Genomic DNA, 19,442 nt, shown 5'->3' on the forward strand with positions numbered 1-19,442 from the left:
ACATTTCAGTTGGAAGTCTGAGTGCCCCTGAGCTTTGGAACGCGCAATTGCCCCCCTTTGCGCTGACGAATTCAGTAAAATCGAAAACCAACTAAACGAAAGATATAGAGGCTATATCCTACCTCTCTCCAAGTCGTTCTTATGGACGGTCATAAATTTTCTGCATTGCTAACATAAGTTAATGACACGATTATTTCCCGATAGCAATATTTACCCCAGTCAAGGCTACAGGTCTATCCAGACAAGCACCGGAAATCACTCGTCTCTGACGAAAGTAATAGTTGGATGCATAAACATAGAGCAACTTGAGTAGCGCCGGGAGTATCACATGTTGGAAACAAGAGGGGATAGCCTTTGGGCTGCTTCGGAAAGCATGGGCGACAGGGGAAACGCCGCAAGCATTGAGGCAGCACGTGGTCGGCGTTTGTTGCTCGTATGCAAGAGCAATCTTGAGCGGCAGTGCCTTTATAACGGGCTTGTGCTGAACGGACTCAAGCTTCCCGTGGAAACACAAGCGGCGGTTGAACTCGCAGATCCAACGGACGATATTGCTGTTGTTCTGATCAATATCGGCTCAAAGCGTTTGGCCGATCCGTTTTTTTCGGAGAAGTTGCAGGCTGTGATCGAACTCTGGCGTCCGGTTCCGGTCGTTTTTCTCGCCGAACGCGAGGAGTGGTCCCAGGTTGTGCGCGCCATGGAAATCGGTGCTCGTGGCTACATTCCCACTTCAGTCGATATCAAAGTTTGTGTTGAAGCCATCCATCTTGCCACCGCTGGCGGTATGTATGTTCCGGCCTCCATGGTTTTCCAAACCGCGCCGACCGATATCGACGACGATGTTTTGGGTGAACTGCTCACGGCACGAGAAATCGAGGTCGTCCATGCCATCCGAATTGGCAAATCGAACAAGATCATCGCGTTCGAACTCGGTATGAGCGAAGGCACGGTAAAGGCACACGTGCATAACATCATGAAGAAAATCGGTGCCGCGAACCGCACGGAAGTAGCGTGCAAACTGCACAGAATGTACGGCGAGAAGTTCGATTTCGACTGACTATTTCGATTTTCGTTGGTCTGGCTCAGCGCCTGTTGCCCACAAAATATGGAGGGGCGAACTGGTGATCCGCTCCTCCATAATAAGGATGGATGTTCTTTTGTTGGGCTCTCAGTCCAGTCTCCCCTGAAATACCAGCCTTCCAGAGCCTGATTACATACTCGATCTGCTACGCTATAACGCTACTCATTCCCCACATTCTTCGACCAAAGCCAAACAACATCATTAAACGGCTCGATGGTTTTGTTTTTTAGTTACATCGAACCGGGATAAATGCGCTATGCGAAGTTTTTACCATACCGGTAACTCTTGCTTTGCTTCAGTCTTTCGTGTGCAAGAGATAACTGAAAGAATACAACTGTTCGATTTTCAGTGAATATAGATATTGGATTCTCTATTAGCGATTAGGTTTATGAGAGTTGCATCGGGCCGTTCGAAGGGGCGGTCGAGCTTTAGACATTGATCGGTGAAATATGCGTTTCGTTTGAAATGTAAACGAATGTTTATACTTGAATTTATGCTGCTTTTGTTGGCCATTGGGCGAAAGCGACAAATATCGAAAATTGCTGAAAAGCGAATGCTATTCGAAGCCATTCGAACTGAAATGGTTGCTTTCTATTGAAAAAACGCGAAATTACCCGAACGTAATCAGAATAATGCCAGATCCGGGATAAAAATGCAGCTCACTCCCCGTCACAATGCAATTCTTGAGCTCGCTCGCAAGCAAGGGCAGGTTCTGGTGGATGATCTGGCTGCGGCTTTCGAGGTGACGCCGCAGACGGTCCGCAAGGATTTGAATGATCTTTGCCGCGCCCGGATGTTGCGCCGCATCCATGGGGGTGCGCTCTATCCATCCGGCGTCGAGAACATGGAGTATGAAGCACGACGCCGCATCGCCGCGCATGAAAAGGAATCGATCGGGCGCGCTGCCGCAGAAATCATTCCGGACGGTGCTTCCTTGTTCATCAATATCGGCACCACAACCGAAGCCGTCAGTCAAGCGCTGGTCGACCACAACAATCTGATGGTCATCACCAATAATATCAATGTTGCCAATACGTTGCGTGTTCACCCCTCTATAGAGGTGGTGGTGGCAGGTGGCGTCGTGCGCCCGTCTGATGGAGGGATTGTTGGCGAGGCCGCCGTTGATTTCATCCGCCAGTTCAAGGTCGATTACGCAATCATCGGCGCTTCGGCTATGGACGAAGACGGTGCTTTGCTCGATTTCGATTTCCGCGAAGTGAAGGTGGCGCAGGCCATCATCGCCAATGCCCGGCACGTAATCCTTGTGACTGACGCCACAAAGCTGGAGCGGACAGCTCCGGTGCGTATCGGCCACATATCGCAGATCAATACCTTCATTACCGACCATTGTCCGTCGAACCAGTTGCGGGAGCTGTGCCACGAAAGTGAGGTAGAGCTGATTGAAACCCTTGGAGAAAGCCGGGCGGCAGAAAAACAAGCATAGTTTCGTTTATTTTCGATTTGCTTTCGTATGAAATGATTTATATTCGCTTTGGTTTTCGGAGAGTGGTCTTCGGGGTTCGCCATGGCGCAAGAGAAACTATTTGATATTTTTGTAATCGGCGGTGGCATCAACGGCTGCGGTATCGCACGTGATGCGGTTGGTCGGGGATTTTCAGTTGGCCTTGCCGAGATGAACGATCTGGCAAGTGGCACCTCATCGCGGGCAACCAAACTCATTCATGGTGGATTGCGCTATCTGGAGCACTATGAATTTCGTCTGGTGCGCGAGGCGCTGATGGAGCGCGAGGTGTTGTGGGCCAATGCACCCCACATCATTCATCCGATGCGCTTTGTGCTGCCTTATCATAAGGGCGGAATGCGCCCTGCATGGCTGTTGAGGCTCGGGCTGTTCCTCTACGACCATCTGGGCGGGCGTAAAAAGCTCCCCGCCACGCGTACGCTTGATATGCGCTCGGACCCGGCTGCGCAGCCCTTGAAACCGCTTTTTACCAAGGCATTCGAATATTCGGACTGTTGGGTGGATGACGCGCGTTTCGTTGCCTTAACTGCCCGTGATGCAGCGGATCGCGGAGCGATAATCCAAACCCGAACCAAGGTCGTGGCGGCGCGCCGTGACAGGGAATACTGGACCATCACGCTCGAAGATACCGGTACACATGAGCGCGAGGAAGTTCGGGCTCGTCTGCTGGTCAATGCTGCTGGTCCCTGGGCAGACAAGGTTCTGCAGGATGTCGAAGGAGATCGACAGCTTCACAATGTCCGGCTTGTTCAGGGCAGCCATATTGTGGTGCGCAAGAAATTCTCCGATCCCCGTTCCTATTTCTTCCAGAACAATGACGGGCGTATCATATTCGCCATCCCCTACGAGGATGAGTTCACCCTGATTGGCACAACCGATCAGGACTATCAGGGGGACCCGGCCAAGGTTGCGATCACCGATGGTGAGACCGACTATCTCTGCGCGGCAGCCAGCGAATATTTCAAGGAGCCGGTCAGACGCGCGGATATCGTCTGGACCTATTCCGGTGTGCGCCCGCTTTATGATGACGGTGCAAGCAAGGCGCAGGAAGCAACGCGCGATTATGTCCTGAAAGAAGACGCACCCGATGGGCTTGCACCTCTGATCAACGTTTTTGGCGGCAAGCTGACCACTGCGCGGCGACTTGCCGAACATATGCTGGAGAAGATCGAGCATAGGCTGGGGCAAAAAGGTGCGCCGTGGACCCATGCTGCTCCGTTACCCGGTGGTGATTTCGTGGATGTCGAGTTCGAGCGTGAGCTGCAGAAGGTGAAAGTTGCATATCCTTTCCTGACGCCTGCTCATGCGCGGCGCCTGTTCCGGCAATATGGAACGCGTATTCGTGTTCTGCTTGGGGAAGCCACTTCACTTGCCGACCTTGGACAGCATTTCGGTGCCGATCTTTATGAAGCCGAAGTGCGGTATCTGCTTGAGAATGAATGGGCGGTGAGCGCCGAGGATATTTTGTGGCGGCGTACGAAACTTGGTCTTCGCCTGAATGCGGCGGATGTTTCCTCGCTTGAGGAATATCTGAAGCCTGCTCGCGTCGCCTAAGCCCTCTCAATCTGTAGCCGCACTTGCCAGTTGTGTTTTGAGCGGTCATTATCCTCCCAGACAGCGGGTTCCAGCCTTCCTGGGAGGAAAAGATGGGCACACCGCAAGACCGAACACATGCCGATCTGATTCAATCCGCGATCATGACAGCGGGAGGGGCAGCGCGATCTGCTCTGGTCGCCTCATGGCGACGCTCGTCGGAACTGCACGGGCTTGATCCTGCCGAATTGGGGTCGGTGCGCACCCTTTCCGATGGTGAATTCAGAACCGCTCATCAACGTATCGAACGTCTTGTCAGCATAGCGCAAGCCAGTATGGATCGCCTTTATCTGGCCGTCGGTGGTGTGGGTTGTTGCGTGCTTCTGGCTGACAGCGAGGGCGTTCCCGTTGAACGTCGTGGTGCGCCGGGCGATGATGATACATTCTATCGCTGGGGGCTTTGGACCGGTGCTGTCTGGAGCGAACAGAGCGAAGGCACGAACGGGATCGGCACCTGCATTGTTGAACAGCGCCCGCTGACAATTCATCGCGACCAGCATTTTCATACCCGTAATATCGGGCTTTCCTGTACGGTCGCCCCGATCCATGATCATCAAGGGCGTTTGATGGCAGCGCTTGATGTTTCCTCGTGCCGCGCCGATCTGACGGAGGCTTTTGCGCAGCTTATATCTGTCGCTGTGATCGATGCTGCACGGCGCATCGAGGCTGAAAATTTCCGTCAGGCTTTTCCCGAGGCTCGTATCATGCTGGCGCCAAGCCCCGACAGAACCGGCGGAGCACTGATCGCGGTCGACAAGGATGATCTGGTCATCGGCGCCACACGTGCGGCGCGTCTGGCAATGGGGCTTGACGATGCCGCTATTGCAGTTCCGTTGCCTGCAGCCGATCTTCTCGGCTGGCATGCTGACCCTCGTGAAGATATGGCAGAGTCAGAGCGCAGCGTTATTCTGCGCGCTCTTGCGCGCGCAGAAGGGAATATTTCGGCCGCAGCCGGCCTTTTGGGCATCAGTCGCGCCACGCTTCATCGCAAGCTCAATCGCCTGAAGATCATTCGTCCGCACTAATCACCAATAAGCGGGCCCAACTGTCTCAATATTGCGACACATAACCTTGCGAGCTTGAATGCGCGGGATGACTCTTTCGTGCTGCCGCGCGATCCTCACTCATGAAACGCTGTAGGAGCAGCGTGGTTTTGGGAGGAATGTCATGAACAAGGTTGAATTCAGCCGGACCGTGAAGCCGGCTTTCGCAAAACGCTACGGAAACTTCATCGGGGGCAAATGGGTCGAGCCCAAGTCGGGCCGCTATTTCGAGAACACTTCACCGGTCAATGGTCAGGTGCTTTGCGAAGTAGCCCGCTCGGATGCCGCTGATGTCGAAGCGGCTCTTGATGCAGCGCATGCCGCCAAGGATGCCTGGGGCAAGACGAGCGCGGCTGAACGCGCGCTCATCCTCAATCGCATTGCTGACCGGATTGAGGAAAACCTGCCTGCGCTCGCTGCCGCCGAAACCTGGGACAACGGCAAGCCAATCCGCGAAACCACCGCTGCCGATCTTCCTCTGGCCATCGACCATTTCCGCTATTTCGCCGGTGTGATCCGCGCTCAGGAAGGCAGCATTTCCGAAATCGACCACGACACGGTCGCTTATCATTTCCATGAACCACTCGGCGTTGTCGGGCAGATCATTCCGTGGAATTTTCCGCTTCTCATGGCGACATGGAAGCTCGCTCCGGCACTTGCGGCGGGCAACTGCGTCGTCCTGAAACCGGCTGAACAGACACCGGCATCGATCCTCGTGCTCATGGATCTGATCGGCGATCTTTTGCCCCCCGGTGTGATCAATGTCGTCAATGGTTTTGGTCTTGAGGCAGGCAAACCGCTCGCGTCGAGCCCGCGCATCGCCAAGATCGCCTTCACCGGCGAAACGACGACGGGTCGATTGATCATGCAATATGCCAGCCAGAACCTCATCCCGGTTACACTGGAACTCGGCGGCAAGTCGCCGAATATCTTCTTCAAGGATGTCGCAGCGGAAGACGACGATTTCCTCGACAAGGCCATCGAAGGCTTTGTGATGTTCGCACTCAATCAGGGCGAAGTTTGCACGTGCCCAAGTCGCGCGCTCATCCATGAATCGATTTACGACAAGTTCATGGAAAAGGCGCTCAAGCGCGTGAATGCAATCGTGCAGGGCGATCCACTCGATCCTGCCACGATGATCGGTGCACAGGCTTCCAGTGAGCAGCTGGAAAAAATCCTGAGCTATCTTGATATCGGCCGCCAAGAAGGTGCTGAAGTGCTGGCAGGTGGCGAGCGCAATATTCTGCCGGGCGATCTGGCTGGCGGTTATTACGTCAAGCCAACCGTATTCAAGGGCACTAACAAGATGCGCATTTTCCAGGAGGAAATCTTTGGACCGGTCGTGTCTGTTGCAACCTTCAAGGACGATGCGGAAGCGCTATCGATTGCCAACGATACGCTTTACGGTCTGGGTGCCGGTATATGGACGCGTGATGGCACGCGTGCCTATCGCTTCGGGCGTGCCATTCAGGCCGGTCGTGTGTGGACCAATTGCTACCATGCCTATCCGGCACATGCGGCATTTGGCGGTTACAAGCAATCGGGTATCGGTCGCGAAAACCACCTCAAAATGTTGGATCACTATCAGAACACCAAGAACATGCTGGTGAGCTACAGCCCGAAGAAACTGGGTTTCTTCTAGCCGAAGCTGACCCCGGAACTGCAATACGGAGAAAACATCTTCGTATTGCGCTCAATCAAGGGATGGAACCGTTCCTCATGCCAGTATTGCGTCGAGCATAACGGTTTCCAATACCCCTCCCAAGGGGGCCTGGGCGGAAACGCCCGGGCGACCTTCTTCTAGTGCCTCCGGAAAGCATTCAGTTTTCGACATTCATTTCTTCCCTCCCCCAGGAAGCCAGCTCAGTTCGACAACGAAGGAGAAACTTCATGGCAAAGACAATGAAAGCCGCTGTGGTGCGCGCATTCGGAAAGCCACTGACAATCGACGAAGTGCCAATACCCGAGCCCGGACCGGGACAGATACAGGTTGCCATCCATGCGTCCGGCGTTTGCCATACCGATCTGCATGCAGCCGAAGGCGACTGGCCGGTAAAGCCCAACCCGCCATTCATTCCGGGGCATGAAGGCGTCGGTTATGTTTCGGCTGTCGGTAGCGGTGTCAAACACGTTAAGGAAGGCGACCGCGTCGGCGTTCCATGGCTTTATACCGCATGTGGCCACTGTCGTCATTGCCTGGGCGGCTGGGAAACACTCTGCGAAGAGCAGCTTAATACAGGCTATTCGGTCAATGGCGGCTTTGCCGAATATGTCGTTGCCGATCCGAATTTCGTTGGTCACTTGCCGAAGAACATTGATTTCAACGAAATCGCGCCGGTTCTCTGTGCTGGCGTAACGGTTTACAAGGGCCTCAAGGTAACCGACACCAAGCCCGGTGACTGGGTTGTGATTTCCGGTGTTGGTGGCCTCGGTCATATGGCGGTGCAATATGCCAAGGCAATGGGGCTTAACGTTGCCGCTGTCGACATCGACGACAGAAAGCTTGATCTGGCGCGGAAACTTGGCGCGACGATTACCGTCAATGCCAAAACGCATAATGATCCGGCGGCCTATATCAAAAAAGAAACCGATGGCGGTGCGCAAGGCGTGCTGGTTACGGCTGTTTCGCCGATCGCATTCGAACAGGCCTTGGGCATGGTATCGCGTGGTGGGACTGTATCTCTAAACGGTCTGCCACCCGGTGACTTCCCGCTCTCAATATTCAACATGGTGCTGAACGGCGTCACCGTGCGCGGCTCAATCGTCGGTACGCGGCTCGATCTGCAGGAGTCGCTGGATTTTGCTGGCGACGGCAAGGTCCGCGCTACCATCCGCACGGAGAAGCTCGAAGATATCAACTCCATCTTCGATGATATGCGCCAAGGCAATATTGAAGGTCGCGTAGTCGTGGACCTGACTCAATAGGCAAGTTGGGCTAATATTAAGAGAGGGCGGTGAATTTCCGCCCTTTCGTATCATGGAGGAGGATATGGTTGAGGTAGCTCCCGGCGACGGCAAGGGTCAGGTTAGCGCCACGGCGGCAGCGCTTGACCTCATCCGTGAATTGCAGGCCGAATATGGGCCGATCATGTTCCACCAGTCGGGTGGTTGTTGTGACGGGTCATCACCGATGTGCTATCCACAAGGAGAATTTATTGTCGGCGATACGGATGTAAAACTGGGCGAAATCGGTGACGCTCCGGTCTATATCAGCGGCCCGCAATATGACGTCTGGAAGCATACCGAACTCATCATCGATGTCGTTCCGGGGCGCGGAGGCATGTTCTCCCTCGACAATGGGCGCGAAGTTCGGTTTCTGACGCGTTCGCGGGTCTGTTCGGTTCCCTGATTTCTCTTTTCGTTTTGTGGCGAAGCGGTTAGTTAGATCGGAGAGGGAGGGAGACGATCCAACATGGCCGCAGCAGGAAAACGAGCAACCATTCATGATGTGGCACGCCTTGCCGGTGTGTCGATCAAGACAGTTTCACGCGTCTACAATGACGAACCGAATGTGCGCGAAGCCATTCGCGAAAAAGTCAGGCAGGCGGGGAGTGAGCTCCGTTACCGTCCCAATGCTGCAGCGCGCAACCTTGTTGAACGGCGTTCTCACCTGATCGGACTTTTCTTCGAGAACCCCAGCGCCAGCTATGTCACCGAACTGCAGATGGGCGCACTGGAACGGCTGCGCGACACGCGATACCGGCTGCTGATCTTCCCCGTCGAAAATCGCGAAGACATCCGTGGTGCGCTGATCGAAACAGCCCACGCTTCCGGTCTCGACGGCATCATCGTGACGCCCCCCATGTCGGACGATCCTGAAATTCTGGCCGAACTGACGGCTTCCGCAATGCCATTTGCCCGTGTCGCAGGCGACGCGAACGTGCACCCGACCGATAGCGTCACGATCGATGACGAAGCGGCTGGCGTCGATCTGATGGAGTATCTTCTGAAACTCGGCCATCGCCGGATTGCGATCGTGATTGGCGATCCAACCCATCGCTCGGCAGAGCTGCGCCTCGCGGGCTATCGCCGCGCACTGGAAGAGGCGGGGATCAAGCGCAATCCCGATTATGAGGTACAGGGTGGCTTCAGTTTTGCGAGCGGTCTCGCTGCCGGAAAGAAGCTGCTTTCGCTTGAGGAGCCACCCACCGCTGTGTTTGCGTCAAACGACGATATGGCCGCCGCCGTCATGCAGGTCGCCTATGACCGCAACATTGCGATACCTGATCAGCTAACGGTGGTTGGCTTCGATGACAGCGCGATTGCCAGCATGGTGTCGCCGCAGATCACCACCGTCCGCCAGCCGATTTTCGAGATGACCCGCGATGCGGCGGACATGCTTCTCAACCAGATCGAAACCGGTCACCTGTCAGCCTCCCGGCGGATTGAGTATAAACTCATCATCCGCCAGTCATCGGGAAAAGCGCCGGTATAGGCCTGTCTAACTCTGTGCTGGACGCGAGGGGAAGAACCGCTCGCGAGCGAAATTGCTGCCGAAGATCATGTCATATTGCAGCATCTGATAGTCACGCAGGAGAGGAGGAAATGGCGGCCTCTGTTGCCAGCCTTCCTCGACTTTCTCCGAACGGTCGAAAACCGCATGATTGTCAACGACCTGGTAGCGCTCATGCAACTGACGCAGGAAGCCTGTGTAATAGGGATGCTGCATACCCGCCATATCCAGAATGTGCAGGGGCAGGAAGGCAGGGCTGATCGTACCGGTTCCCCGCTCGGCGCCACGTTTATTCGACCAGAGAACAAGCGGCGTTTCGTGTTGCAGCATCATATCGGCGGCAGGCGCTGTGCGGCTCGCGACCCGGTTTGCCATGAGCCCGGTCTCGACATAGACGGGGCCGAGTGGTGGCAGATGGTCACCGAAGAAGACGAGAATGGTTTCGCGGTCGCGCTTCGACGCCCATTCCATCAACCGTGCAAGGCTCGCATCGGCATCCATGGCGCCTTGCGAATAGGAACGGATCGACTGGCGCGTGTGCTCGCTGGCGTCAGTCTGCACCTCAAGTTTGGAATCCGGGTAACGATTGGCTTCGTAGGGGCCATGTCCCTGAAGCGAGACGGCAAAGAAGAAGAACGGCGCATCCATGGAATCTGCTTCGCGGATGATTTCATCGGTCAAAGCAGCGTCGGAGGCCAATGAGCCGCGCTTTTCCAGCGGTGGCATGTTTTCTTCTGACATGAACTTGTCAAAGCCCATGCTTTCATAGACGGGGCCGCGGTTCCAGAACCATTGGCGATAGGGGTGGATGGCGCGCGTCGCATAACCCTGATCCTTGAAAAAGCTTGCAAGCGAGGGAAGCGGGCGACGGATATATTGCTGATAAGGGATACTGCCGGAGGGCAGGAAGGCTTTGGAAAAACCGGTCAGAGCCTCGAACTCGACATTGGCAGTCATGCCACCGAATTCTGGCGAGAAGACATGGCCGGATTGTTCCGCCCGGACTGTGGGAATCGGGTCGGCGCTGAAAGCCACGCCCGGAAGGCGGGTCGGATCCCAGAAGGATTCGCTCATCACCATAATGACGTCAGGCTTGCTGGTATCGAATGCAGCAGGGATCAACTGCGCCGGCGGTTCGATGGCGGCAATTGCTTCGGAAGAATAGCCTTCTGGAGCGAAGACGGTAGCCATTGGCACATTCAGGATGAAGGCCATGGTAAAGCCGTTATGGGCGTAGTTTTCCTTCTGGTCCCACATGATCGGCAGGATGCGCAGACGGTCGCGCGCCAGCGAAAAACTGGCATAGTCGGAAATCACTGCGAACCAGGCGAGCAAGGGCAGCGCGAAGGCAATACGCAGCATCCGACCCTTCCATGGGATCGGATCAAAGCGCCGCCACCAGAACAGCGTCACGGTGATCATCACCGCTGCCGAAGCGATGATAAGCAGGGCTATGCCGACCGCACTCCACGGGCGGTCACGCACCAGAAGCGGCAGAAGATCGACGATCTGACGGGCATAGAGAAAATCGCTCGGATAAAGCGGGTCACCGAGATAAAGGCTCTTTTCGCGTGCAGTTGTGGCCGCAATAAGCGCCAGCGGGCCGACAACAAAGAAGCCATAGTGAATGCGTCCGAAAATAGCGTCGCTTGCTGTCAGGACCACGACGAAGAGCGCAACGGTCGTCCATGCAGGCTTATGCGGTGTGCGGAAGAACTGCATCGTGTCGGTGAACGAGCCGCGCACGATCCATTCGACAGCGAAAACCAGCAGTGTTGAAAGTACAATGGAAGCGAGCGCAATTGCGGCGAGGCGCAGCGGCCAGGCAATACGGGCAGGCCCGAAAATCGCGGCATCGCTCCAGCGACGCGCTGCGGTATTTTCCATCACACCCGGCATGTTTTACTCACTAACTCCCGCACTTCTACAAAAAGCCTGTCACATTTCTGTCATGGAAATGTCAAGGCACGCTTGGGCCGCGAGTGATACGCACCGTGATCTGAATGGATGATGAATGGAGCATGTCTCCCGAAAGTGGGAACCGGTTTCGGGATAAAGACATGCTTAAAAACAAACAGATAGAGCATTTCTAATGATTCAATCAAAACAGGGAATGCTCTAAAATGAAAACAGGGCCGGAACTATTCCGGCCCTGTCCATGGCATTATAGCGGATTGGATTACGAAAAGACGTCTTCCAGTCCCTTGGTCAGTTCCAGCGCCTGCCGCTCGAACAGGCGGCGATAGATACCGCCCGGCTTGCGGATAAGCGCATCATGATCGCCTTCTTCAAGGATCTTGCCCTTGTCGAAAACCAGCAACCGGTCAAGCGCACGAACCGTCGAAAGCCGGTGCGCAATGACAAGCGTCGTACGACCAACCATCAGCCGTTCCATTGCCTGCTGGATCAGCACTTCCGATTCTGAATCGAGGCTCGATGTGGCCTCATCCAGAATAAGGATTGGTGCATCTGCCAGAAAGGCACGGGCAATCGCCACACGCTGACGCTCGCCGCCCGAAAGCTTCACACCCCGTTCCCCGACAAGCGTTGCATAGCCTTTCGGCAGGCGGCTGATGAAGTCATGCGCGCTTGCGAGGCGTGCAGCCTCTTCGATTTCCGCCTGTGTCGCACCGGGGCGGGCATAGGCGATGTTCTCGGCCAGCGTCCGGTGAAACAGGATTGGCTCCTGCTGCACGATGGCGATCTGCGATCTGAGCGATGCCTGTGTGACTTCGGCAATGTTCTGTCCGTCAATCTTGATGGCACCGCCACTGACATCGTAGAGACGCTGGATCAGCTTGACGAATGTCGTCTTGCCCGAGCCCGAATGACCGACCAGACCAACCCGTTCGCCTGCCTCGATCTTGACCGAAAAGTCGCGATAGAGGGCTGCTTCGTGGTTGCCATAGTGGAAAGTGACGTGATCGAAGGTGATCTCGCCATTTCCAATCTTGATCGCCGGTGCACCTGGCTTGTCGGCAATGCCGTAAGGCTGTGCCTCGATGTCGACCAGTTCTTCCATGTCGTTGACCGAACGCTGCAGGTTGCGGATATGCATTCCTACGTCGCGCAGATAGCCTTGCAACATGAAGAAGGCTGTCAGAACGAAGGTGATATCACCCGCCGTTGCCTTGCCCTGGCTCCACAGATAGAGCGCAAAGGCGATGACCACGCCGCGCATCACCAACAGGTTCGCGCCCTGAATGAATCCATTCAGCGTACCAATCAGCCATGTGCGGCGTGTGCGACCGCGCCACTTGGAAACGACCTTTGCAAGACGCGCATCTTCACGGCTTTCCGCGCCAAATGCCTTGACAACGGCGTTGCACGAAATGGCATCGGCCAAAGCGCCGCCCATTCGCGTGTCCCAGCTATTGGCAAGCGTTGCCGCAGGCGCAACAAAGCCAAGCGAAATCACGATCGTGCAGACGATGAACAGCACCGAACCGATTGCAACCAGCAACCCCATCAGCGGCCAGTACCACGATAGAAGTACCACCGAACCAACCAGCATCAGGATTGACGGCAACAGTGCCACGATCAGCGTATCGTTGAGCAGGTCGAGCGCCCACATGGCACGCGAGACCTTGCGCACGGTCGATCCGGCAAAGGCGTTGGCGTGCCAGTCTGTCGAAAACCGCTGCAGCTTACGGAACGAACTTGCTGCCATGTCGCTCATGATCTTCAAGGTGAAGTCCGTGATGACATAGAAGGTCAGCTGACGCGTAATCAACGCCAGCGCACCCAGCGCAAGCAGGATGATCAGGGCGTGGATGGCCGCATCCCATCCACTGTCGCCGCCAAGCGACAATGCGTCGACCAACCGACCGGAATAGAGTGGTGTCAGAACATCTGCGGCTGTTGCAAGCAGCATGCCGATTATCATCAGCGTCAGCCGCAAGGGCTGACTTCGCCAATGGCCGAAAGTGTAGCCGAGGACATTGCGGAAGGCAGGTCCCCGGAAATCTATGCGAAACCGAGTCATATCTATAATACCAGGCCGTGTTTAAACGGATTCTGGTTCCTTTAAAGAAGACAAAACAAGCAGCCGGTGAGGGCTGCGGCAAATTTGGAAGTTTTGGAATCTGCCCTTTTAGGGAGGGCGTTCAGGCCTCAGCCTGCAATGCGGGCCAAAGACTTAAAGCTTGGAAGCGCCCGCGCAAACACTGGGCACCATGGGGAATGGGTAATAGACACGCATCTCATACCTCTTGCCAGTGTTGCAGATGGGTGCACAATAAATGAGCAAAAATTTTTGCCAAGGCGCAAAATGACGAATTTTCTATCCAACCATTTGACTGTGACAAATTTGCAAGCCTTGTTTTAAGGAGTGCTGATCCAGCTTTCAGCCCTTTGCTGAACGGATATTTTCACTTTTTCCGTTACAGGACGGCTCCGGCCTTGCAATTCTGCCGCTCATGGGTGAAGGGTCGTTCTGAGATATATCAGAGCCGTGCGGCGCACAGGGAGAGTTCATGACAGTCCATCAAAATCTGATCGCGGGCGAATGGGTCGGCGGCGACGGGATCGCCAACATCAATCCTTCGGATACGAATGATGTCGTTGGGACCTATGCGCGGGCAACTGCCGAAGACACCAAGGCAGCCATTGCCGCCGCGAAAGCCGCTTTCCCGGCCTGGTCGCGTTCCGGCATTCTGGAACGCCACGCCATCCTGCGCAAAACTGCCGATGAAATTCTGGCGCGCAAGGACGAGCTTGGCCGTCTCCTGTCGCGCGAAGAAGGCAAGACGCTGGCTGAAGGCATCGGCGAAACCATTCGCGCCAGCCAGATTTTTGATTTCTTCGCAGGCGAAGCCCTGCGTTTGGCTGGCGAAGTTCTGCCTTCTGCACGTCCGGGTATCGGTGTGGAAATCACCCGTGAGCCGATCGGTGTCGTGGGCATCATTACCCCATGGAATTTCCCGATCGCGATTCCGGCCTGGAAGATTGCGCCGGCACTTTGCTACGGCAACACGATTGTGTTCAAACCGGCTGATCTCGTGCCGGGCTGCTCGTGGGCGATTGTCGATATCCTGCACCGTGCGGGATTGCCAAAGGGCGTTCTCAATCTCGTCATGGGCAAGGGTTCGGTTGTCGGTCAGACCATTCTGGACAGTGCGGACGTTCAGGCCGTCACCTTCACCGGCTCGACCGGTACGGGCAAGCGCGTTGCGGCGGCATCCATCGAGCACAACCGCCGCTTCCAGCTCGAAATGGGCGGTAAGAACCCGGTTGTCGTCCTGGATGACGCCGATCTCGATGTCGCTGTCGAGTCCGTGGTCAATTCGTCCTTCTTCTCGACCGGCCAGCGCTGCACGGCGTCGTCGCGTATCATCGTGACGGAAGGTATCCATGACAAGTTTGTCGCTGCTGCAATCGAAAAGCTGAAAAGCGTTGTGGTCGACAATGCCCTGAAGCAGGGCACGCATATCGGCCCGGTTGTTGATGAAAGCCAGCTTCAGCAGGACATGGATTATATCGAGATCGGCCGCAAGGAAGGCGCAAAGCTTGCTTTTGGCGGCGAACGTCTGAACCGCGAAACGCCGGGCTTCTACCTCCAGCCTGCGCTTTTCACCGAAGCCACCAACCAGATGCGTATCAGCCGCGAGGAAATCTTTGGCCCGGTCGCTTCGGTCATCCGCGTCAAGAATTATGAAGAAGCGCTTGCTACCGCCAACGATACGAGCTTCGGCCTGTCGTCTGGCATCTGCACGACGAGCCTGAAATACGCCACGCATTTCAAACGCAATTCGGAAGCGGGCATGGTGATGGTCAATCTGCCGACCGCCGGTGTCGATTTCCACGTGCCATTCGGCGGGCGCAAGGGTTCGAGCTACGGTCCGCGCGAGCAGGGCCGCTATGCCGCCGAGTTCTACACGACGGTCAAGACAGCCTATACGCTGGCCTGATAGCAATGTGAGTGGATGCAAAAAAACCGGCGGGAAACCGCCGGTTTTTTTATGCGGCTTTTTTAGGCCAGGCAGCAAGCTTGCGGGCGAAATGCGACACGGTGCCGTGCAGCAGCATGGTGAATGCCGCCAGCACGAACAGGCAGGCGAACATCAGATCCACCTTGGCGCGTCCATTGGCGAGCAGCATCAGATAGCCGAGACCTTTCGATGCGCCCACCCATTCGCCGACTACAGCGCCGATGGGCGCATAGACTGCGGCGAGGCTCAGACCCGACGCCAGCGAAGGAAAGGCGGATGGGATGCGGATGCGAAACAGGATCGCCATGCGTCCGGCACCGAGAATTTCCGCTGCGTCGATAAGGCTGCTGTCGGTCCGCCGCATGCCGTCGAAGAATGTCGAAACGACGGGAAAGAAGATCATCAGCACTGTGACTGCAATCTTCGATGCGGGACCGTAGCCAAGCCACAAAGTCAAAATGGGGGCGAGCGCGAAGATTGGGATCGCCTGACTGAACACCATGGCGGGCATGACGAGCCGCTGTGCTAGCGGTGACATCATCAGGCAAATGGCGGTTGCGATCCCAACCGCGCAGCCGAGCGCCAGACCGCCCAGAACTTCGCCGATAGTGGCGGCAGCGTTTTCGGCAATCAGCCCGGCATTGCCGATCAGTGACCGCACCACATCCAGCGGGCCGGGCAGGATGAAGCGCGGCATCTGGCCGATGCTCACCACCGCCTGCCAGATGGCAAGCGCTATGGCTGCCGACAGTAAACCGTCGGCAGCACGCTTTTTTCGACTTCGGTTCGGGAGTGCTTCGTTCACTATCCGGCCTTCAAGCCCATAGACCAGAAATCGGCTTCGAGCCTGCTTGCCGTCGCGAAAATCTGGCAGAGCCTTGGCCAGCGCGGGCTTTTCTCAAAGTCGTCGCCGATGCGGTCCTTTGCGGCTTGATCGAACAGCTTGCCGACCGTGTGGCACATGTCCTGATAGTCAGGCCCCGCATAGGTGTCGATCCATTCTTGATAAGGCGTACCGGGCAGGGCGGTCACGGCAAGGTTGAGGCCGATCTCGCCGTAGCCGTGTGCGCAGGGCACGAGCGCCGTCAGCAGGTCGAGGAAATCGCCCGCCTGTCCGCAGTCGAGCACATAGCGCGTATAAGCGAGGTTTTCCGGCTCCTCCCGCGTGGCGTAAAGCTCGTCCTCGCTGATCCCTTCGCGGGCACAAATGCCGACATGGAGCGGCAGTTCCGTGACGGCCAGACCATGCATGATTTGGGCGCAGAGCCGTGTTTCCTGCAGTGTGTTGGCCTTGACGACGCCGAGCGCAAAGGCGCGGGCATAGTGGTGCAGATAGACATAATCCTGACGGAGATAATGCAGGAAGGCCGCCTTGGGTAACGTGCCGTCACCCAATCCGCGCACGAATTCATGATCGATGTAGGGCTTCCAGTCATCAAGCGTCGCGGCGCGCAGGCGCGTGAACAGTTCGGATGAATAATGCGGTTGCGGCTGGCTCATGACTTGCTCCCTTCCGCGTTGACGTCGATGGCGAATTTTTCGACCGGAAGGACCGAAGGCACGAGACCGTTTTCCTTGAGATAGGTTTCGTAGCGGCTCCAGCGTCCGTAATCGAGACTTGCAGGCGAGCGGGAGAAACGGGCGACCGTGTCTTTCCAGGCGCGCTGGTTCAGCTCGTCCTTGAGTTCGGAACTATAGGATGCGAAGACGTCGTAGCTCTTCTCCGGGTGATTGACGATATACTGCGCGGCCTTCTCGGTAGCCGAGAGGAAGCGTGCGATCTTGTCCTTTTCCGCCGCGTCCAATTTGTCGGAAGCTGCGACATAGACGAGCTCGTCATAAACCGGCACGCCTTCTTCCTCGACGAAGAAGCATTTTCCGGGCACGCCTTCGACAGCCATCTGGTTCAGTTCGACATTGCGATAGGCACCCATTACCGCATCGACCTGCTTCGACATCAGCGATGGCGCGAGCGAGAAATTCACATTGATGAGCTCGACATCCGAGAGTTTGACGCCGTGCTGGCCGAGAATGGTGCCGAGCAATGTTTCCTCGGTTCCGGCGACCGAATAGCCGATCTTCTTGCCCTTGAGATCGGCGATGGAATTCACCGATCCATCGTCTCTGGTCATCAGGCAGTTGAGCGGCGAGTCGATCAACGTGCCGACGCGGATAAGCGGCAGGCCTTCATGCACCTGAAGATGCACCTGCTGCTGATAGGAAATGGCGAGATCCGCCTGTCCTGCCGCCACCATCTTGGTGGGCGTCGAGGCGTCAGCAGGTGCGACGATGTCCACATCCAACCCGGCATCCTTGAAGTAGCCAAGCTTGTCGGCGACGATGATGGGGCCGTGATCGGGGTTCACATACCAGTCGAGAATGAGCTTCAGCTTGTCGTCAGCGTGAGCCGAAGTGGCAGCCGTGAGGGCGAGGCCGAACAGGGCGGCGAAGGCGGTCTTTTTCATGTGGTCTGCTCCAGAGCATGGCCTGCATAAGCGCGCGTGGTTTCGATCCATTGGCGCAGGCGGCTTTCGGGGTCGGCATTGAGGGTGATGTCGGTGACGACGGAAACGATATCGGCGCCTGCTTCGAAAACACCGGGCGCGCGTTCAACGCTCATGCCACCGATGCCCACCAGCGGAATGTCGCCGATGCGCGCTTTCCATTGTCCAAGGCGCGGCAGGCCCTGCTCGTGCCACTTCATCTTTTTCAAAATGGTCGGATAGATGGGGCCGAGTGCGATATAGTCAGGCTTCACCGACAAGGCACGGTCCAGTTCGGCCTCGTCATGGCTTGAAACACCCAGTTTCAAGCCACCGTCGCGAATGGCACTGAGATCGGCATCGTCGAGGTCTTCCTGCCCGAGATGGATGAAGTCGCAGCCTTCCTCCAGCGCGAGCTTCCAATAGTCGTTGACGATCAGCTGGCAGTTATGTGCAAGGCAGATTTCCCGTGCGGCACGGATTTCACTGCGCAGCTCCGGCTCGCTCTTATCCTTGACGCGCAGTTGCACCAGCTTGACGCCGAGCGGCACCATGCGCTCCAGCCATTTTGCGCTGTCGAAGATCGGGTAGAACGGATCGAGGGCCATCACAAAAATGCCTTTCCGAGAAGAGGGGTGGATGGCGCGGCCATGTCACGCGCCTCGATGGCGTCGGCTTCAAAGGCAAGCCGCCCGGCTTCGACTGCAAGCGCGAAACCGCGTGCCATGGCGACGGGATCACCAGCCTTGGCGACGGCGGTGTTGATGAGTACGGCGTCATAGCCCAACTCCATCGCCGCCGCCGCATGGGACGGCACCCCGATGCCTGCATCGACGACCAATGGAATATCGGGGAAATGCGCCCGCATAGTTTTCAGCGCATAAGGGTTGTTGAGGCCACGGCCTGAGCCGATGGGCGCGCCCCAGGGCATCAGCACCTTGCAACCGGCTTCAATGAGCCTTTCCGCGACGACCAGATCGTCATTCATATAGGGAAAGACCTCGAAGCCGTCGTCGCAGAGTGCACGCGCTGCCTCGACCAGTCCGAACGGGTCTGGCTGCAATGTGTCGGTATCACCGATCACCTCCAGCTTGATCCAGTTGGTGCCGAAGATTTCGCGCGCCATTTTTGCCGTGGTCACCGCTTCGCGCGGTGTGTGGCAGCCTGCCGTGTTGGGCAGAACGGCCACGCCCAGCTCCCGGATCAGCGCCCAGAAATCCTGTCCGGCGCGGGCCTCGCCACTTTCGCGCCGCAGCGAGACGGTGACGATATCGCTTTGCGAAGCGCGCACCGCATCGGCTAATATGGCCGGCGATGGATATTGCGCCGTGCCGAGCAGCAGGCGGCTTTCAAATTTTTGTCCGTAGAATTCCAGCATC

Annotated in this window: 16 protein-coding genes; 9 read left to right on the top strand and 7 right to left on the bottom strand. The window is 56.5% G+C overall.

Annotated elements, in window-relative coordinates:
• The first annotated feature begins 328 nt into the window (after positions 1-328).
• The 8 genes from OANT_RS01420 to OANT_RS01455 all read left to right on the top strand — a co-directional run bounded on the left by OANT_RS01420 (position 329) and on the right by OANT_RS01455 (position 9,632).
• Complete coding sequence (locus OANT_RS01420) at positions 329-1,054, top strand: response regulator transcription factor (protein ID WP_010658038.1); 726 nt, start codon at positions 329-331, stop codon at positions 1,052-1,054.
• A 676-nt stretch (positions 1,055-1,730) separates the two neighbouring features.
• A complete protein-coding gene (locus tag OANT_RS01425) occupies positions 1,731-2,522 on the top strand; it encodes a DeoR/GlpR family DNA-binding transcription regulator (protein WP_010658039.1) in 792 nt (263 codons plus the stop codon).
• Positions 2,523-2,603: 81 nt separating this feature from the next.
• Positions 2,604-4,115, top strand: a complete 1,512-nt coding sequence (glpD, locus tag OANT_RS01430) for a glycerol-3-phosphate dehydrogenase (RefSeq protein ID WP_011982457.1) — start codon at positions 2,604-2,606, stop codon at positions 4,113-4,115.
• Between the two features lie 92 nt (positions 4,116-4,207).
• A complete protein-coding gene (locus tag OANT_RS01435) occupies positions 4,208-5,179 on the top strand; it encodes a GAF domain-containing protein (RefSeq protein ID WP_010658041.1) in 972 nt (323 codons plus the stop codon).
• A gap of 142 nt (positions 5,180-5,321) precedes the next feature.
• Positions 5,322-6,839 carry an aldehyde dehydrogenase gene (gene adh, locus OANT_RS01440; protein ID WP_011982458.1) on the top strand — a complete coding sequence of 506 codons (1,518 nt, stop codon included), beginning with the start codon at positions 5,322-5,324 and terminating at the stop codon, positions 6,837-6,839.
• 248 nt (positions 6,840-7,087) lie between these two features.
• Complete coding sequence (adhP, locus tag OANT_RS01445) at positions 7,088-8,122, top strand: alcohol dehydrogenase AdhP (protein WP_011982459.1); 1,035 nt, start codon at positions 7,088-7,090, stop codon at positions 8,120-8,122.
• A 64-nt stretch (positions 8,123-8,186) separates the two neighbouring features.
• Positions 8,187-8,546, top strand: coding sequence for a DUF779 domain-containing protein (locus OANT_RS01450; RefSeq protein ID WP_011982460.1), 360 nt, complete (start codon positions 8,187-8,189; stop codon positions 8,544-8,546).
• 63 nt (positions 8,547-8,609) lie between these two features.
• On the top strand, positions 8,610-9,632 hold the full coding sequence (locus tag OANT_RS01455) for a LacI family DNA-binding transcriptional regulator (protein ID WP_011982461.1): 1,023 nt from the start codon (positions 8,610-8,612) through the stop codon (positions 9,630-9,632).
• A gap of 6 nt (positions 9,633-9,638) precedes the next feature.
• Here the strand turns inward: OANT_RS01455 and OANT_RS01460 are convergent, their stop codons facing one another.
• Together OANT_RS01460 and OANT_RS01465 are read right to left on the bottom strand one after the other, a co-directional pair.
• Entirely contained in the window at positions 9,639-11,549 is a 1,911-nt protein-coding gene (locus tag OANT_RS01460) for an LTA synthase family protein (protein ID WP_011982462.1), read from the bottom strand.
• Between the two features lie 280 nt (positions 11,550-11,829).
• A complete protein-coding gene (locus tag OANT_RS01465; RefSeq protein ID WP_011982463.1) occupies positions 11,830-13,635 on the bottom strand; it encodes an ABC transporter ATP-binding protein in 1,806 nt (601 codons plus the stop codon).
• 490 nt (positions 13,636-14,125) lie between these two features.
• On the opposite strand from OANT_RS01465, the gene OANT_RS01470 reads away from it, so the two are divergent.
• Complete coding sequence (locus OANT_RS01470) at positions 14,126-15,559, top strand: aldehyde dehydrogenase family protein (RefSeq protein WP_010658048.1); 1,434 nt, start codon at positions 14,126-14,128, stop codon at positions 15,557-15,559.
• Positions 15,560-15,608: 49 nt separating this feature from the next.
• Here the strand turns inward: OANT_RS01470 and OANT_RS01475 are convergent, their stop codons facing one another.
• Genes OANT_RS01475 through OANT_RS01495 form a run of 5 tightly spaced genes read right to left on the bottom strand, consistent with a single transcriptional unit; the run spans position 15,609 to position 19,441 of the window.
• Positions 15,609-16,385: an ABC transporter permease gene (locus OANT_RS01475; RefSeq protein WP_011982464.1), complete on the bottom strand. Its 777-nt coding sequence runs from the start codon at positions 16,383-16,385 to the stop codon at positions 15,609-15,611.
• Complete coding sequence (tenA, locus tag OANT_RS01480; RefSeq protein WP_011982465.1) at positions 16,385-17,080, bottom strand: thiaminase II; 696 nt, start codon at positions 17,078-17,080, stop codon at positions 16,385-16,387. The genes OANT_RS01475 and tenA overlap by 1 nt, the downstream gene beginning before the upstream one ends.
• On the bottom strand, positions 17,077-18,045 hold the full coding sequence (locus tag OANT_RS01485; RefSeq protein WP_011982466.1) for an ABC transporter substrate-binding protein: 969 nt from the start codon (positions 18,043-18,045) through the stop codon (positions 17,077-17,079). Before OANT_RS01485 ends, tenA begins: the two co-directional genes overlap by 4 nt.
• Complete coding sequence (locus OANT_RS01490; protein ID WP_172488789.1) at positions 18,042-18,674, bottom strand: thiamine phosphate synthase; 633 nt, start codon at positions 18,672-18,674, stop codon at positions 18,042-18,044. Before OANT_RS01490 ends, OANT_RS01485 begins: the two co-directional genes overlap by 4 nt.
• Positions 18,671-19,441: a thiazole synthase gene (locus tag OANT_RS01495; protein WP_011982468.1), complete on the bottom strand. Its 771-nt coding sequence runs from the start codon at positions 19,439-19,441 to the stop codon at positions 18,671-18,673. The genes OANT_RS01490 and OANT_RS01495 overlap by 4 nt, the downstream gene beginning before the upstream one ends.
• Position 19,442: the final 1 nt, after the last annotated feature.

It is taken from the genome of Brucella anthropi ATCC 49188 (assembly GCF_000017405.1).
GTDB classification, from domain to species: Bacteria; Pseudomonadota; Alphaproteobacteria; order Rhizobiales; family Rhizobiaceae; genus Brucella; species Brucella anthropi.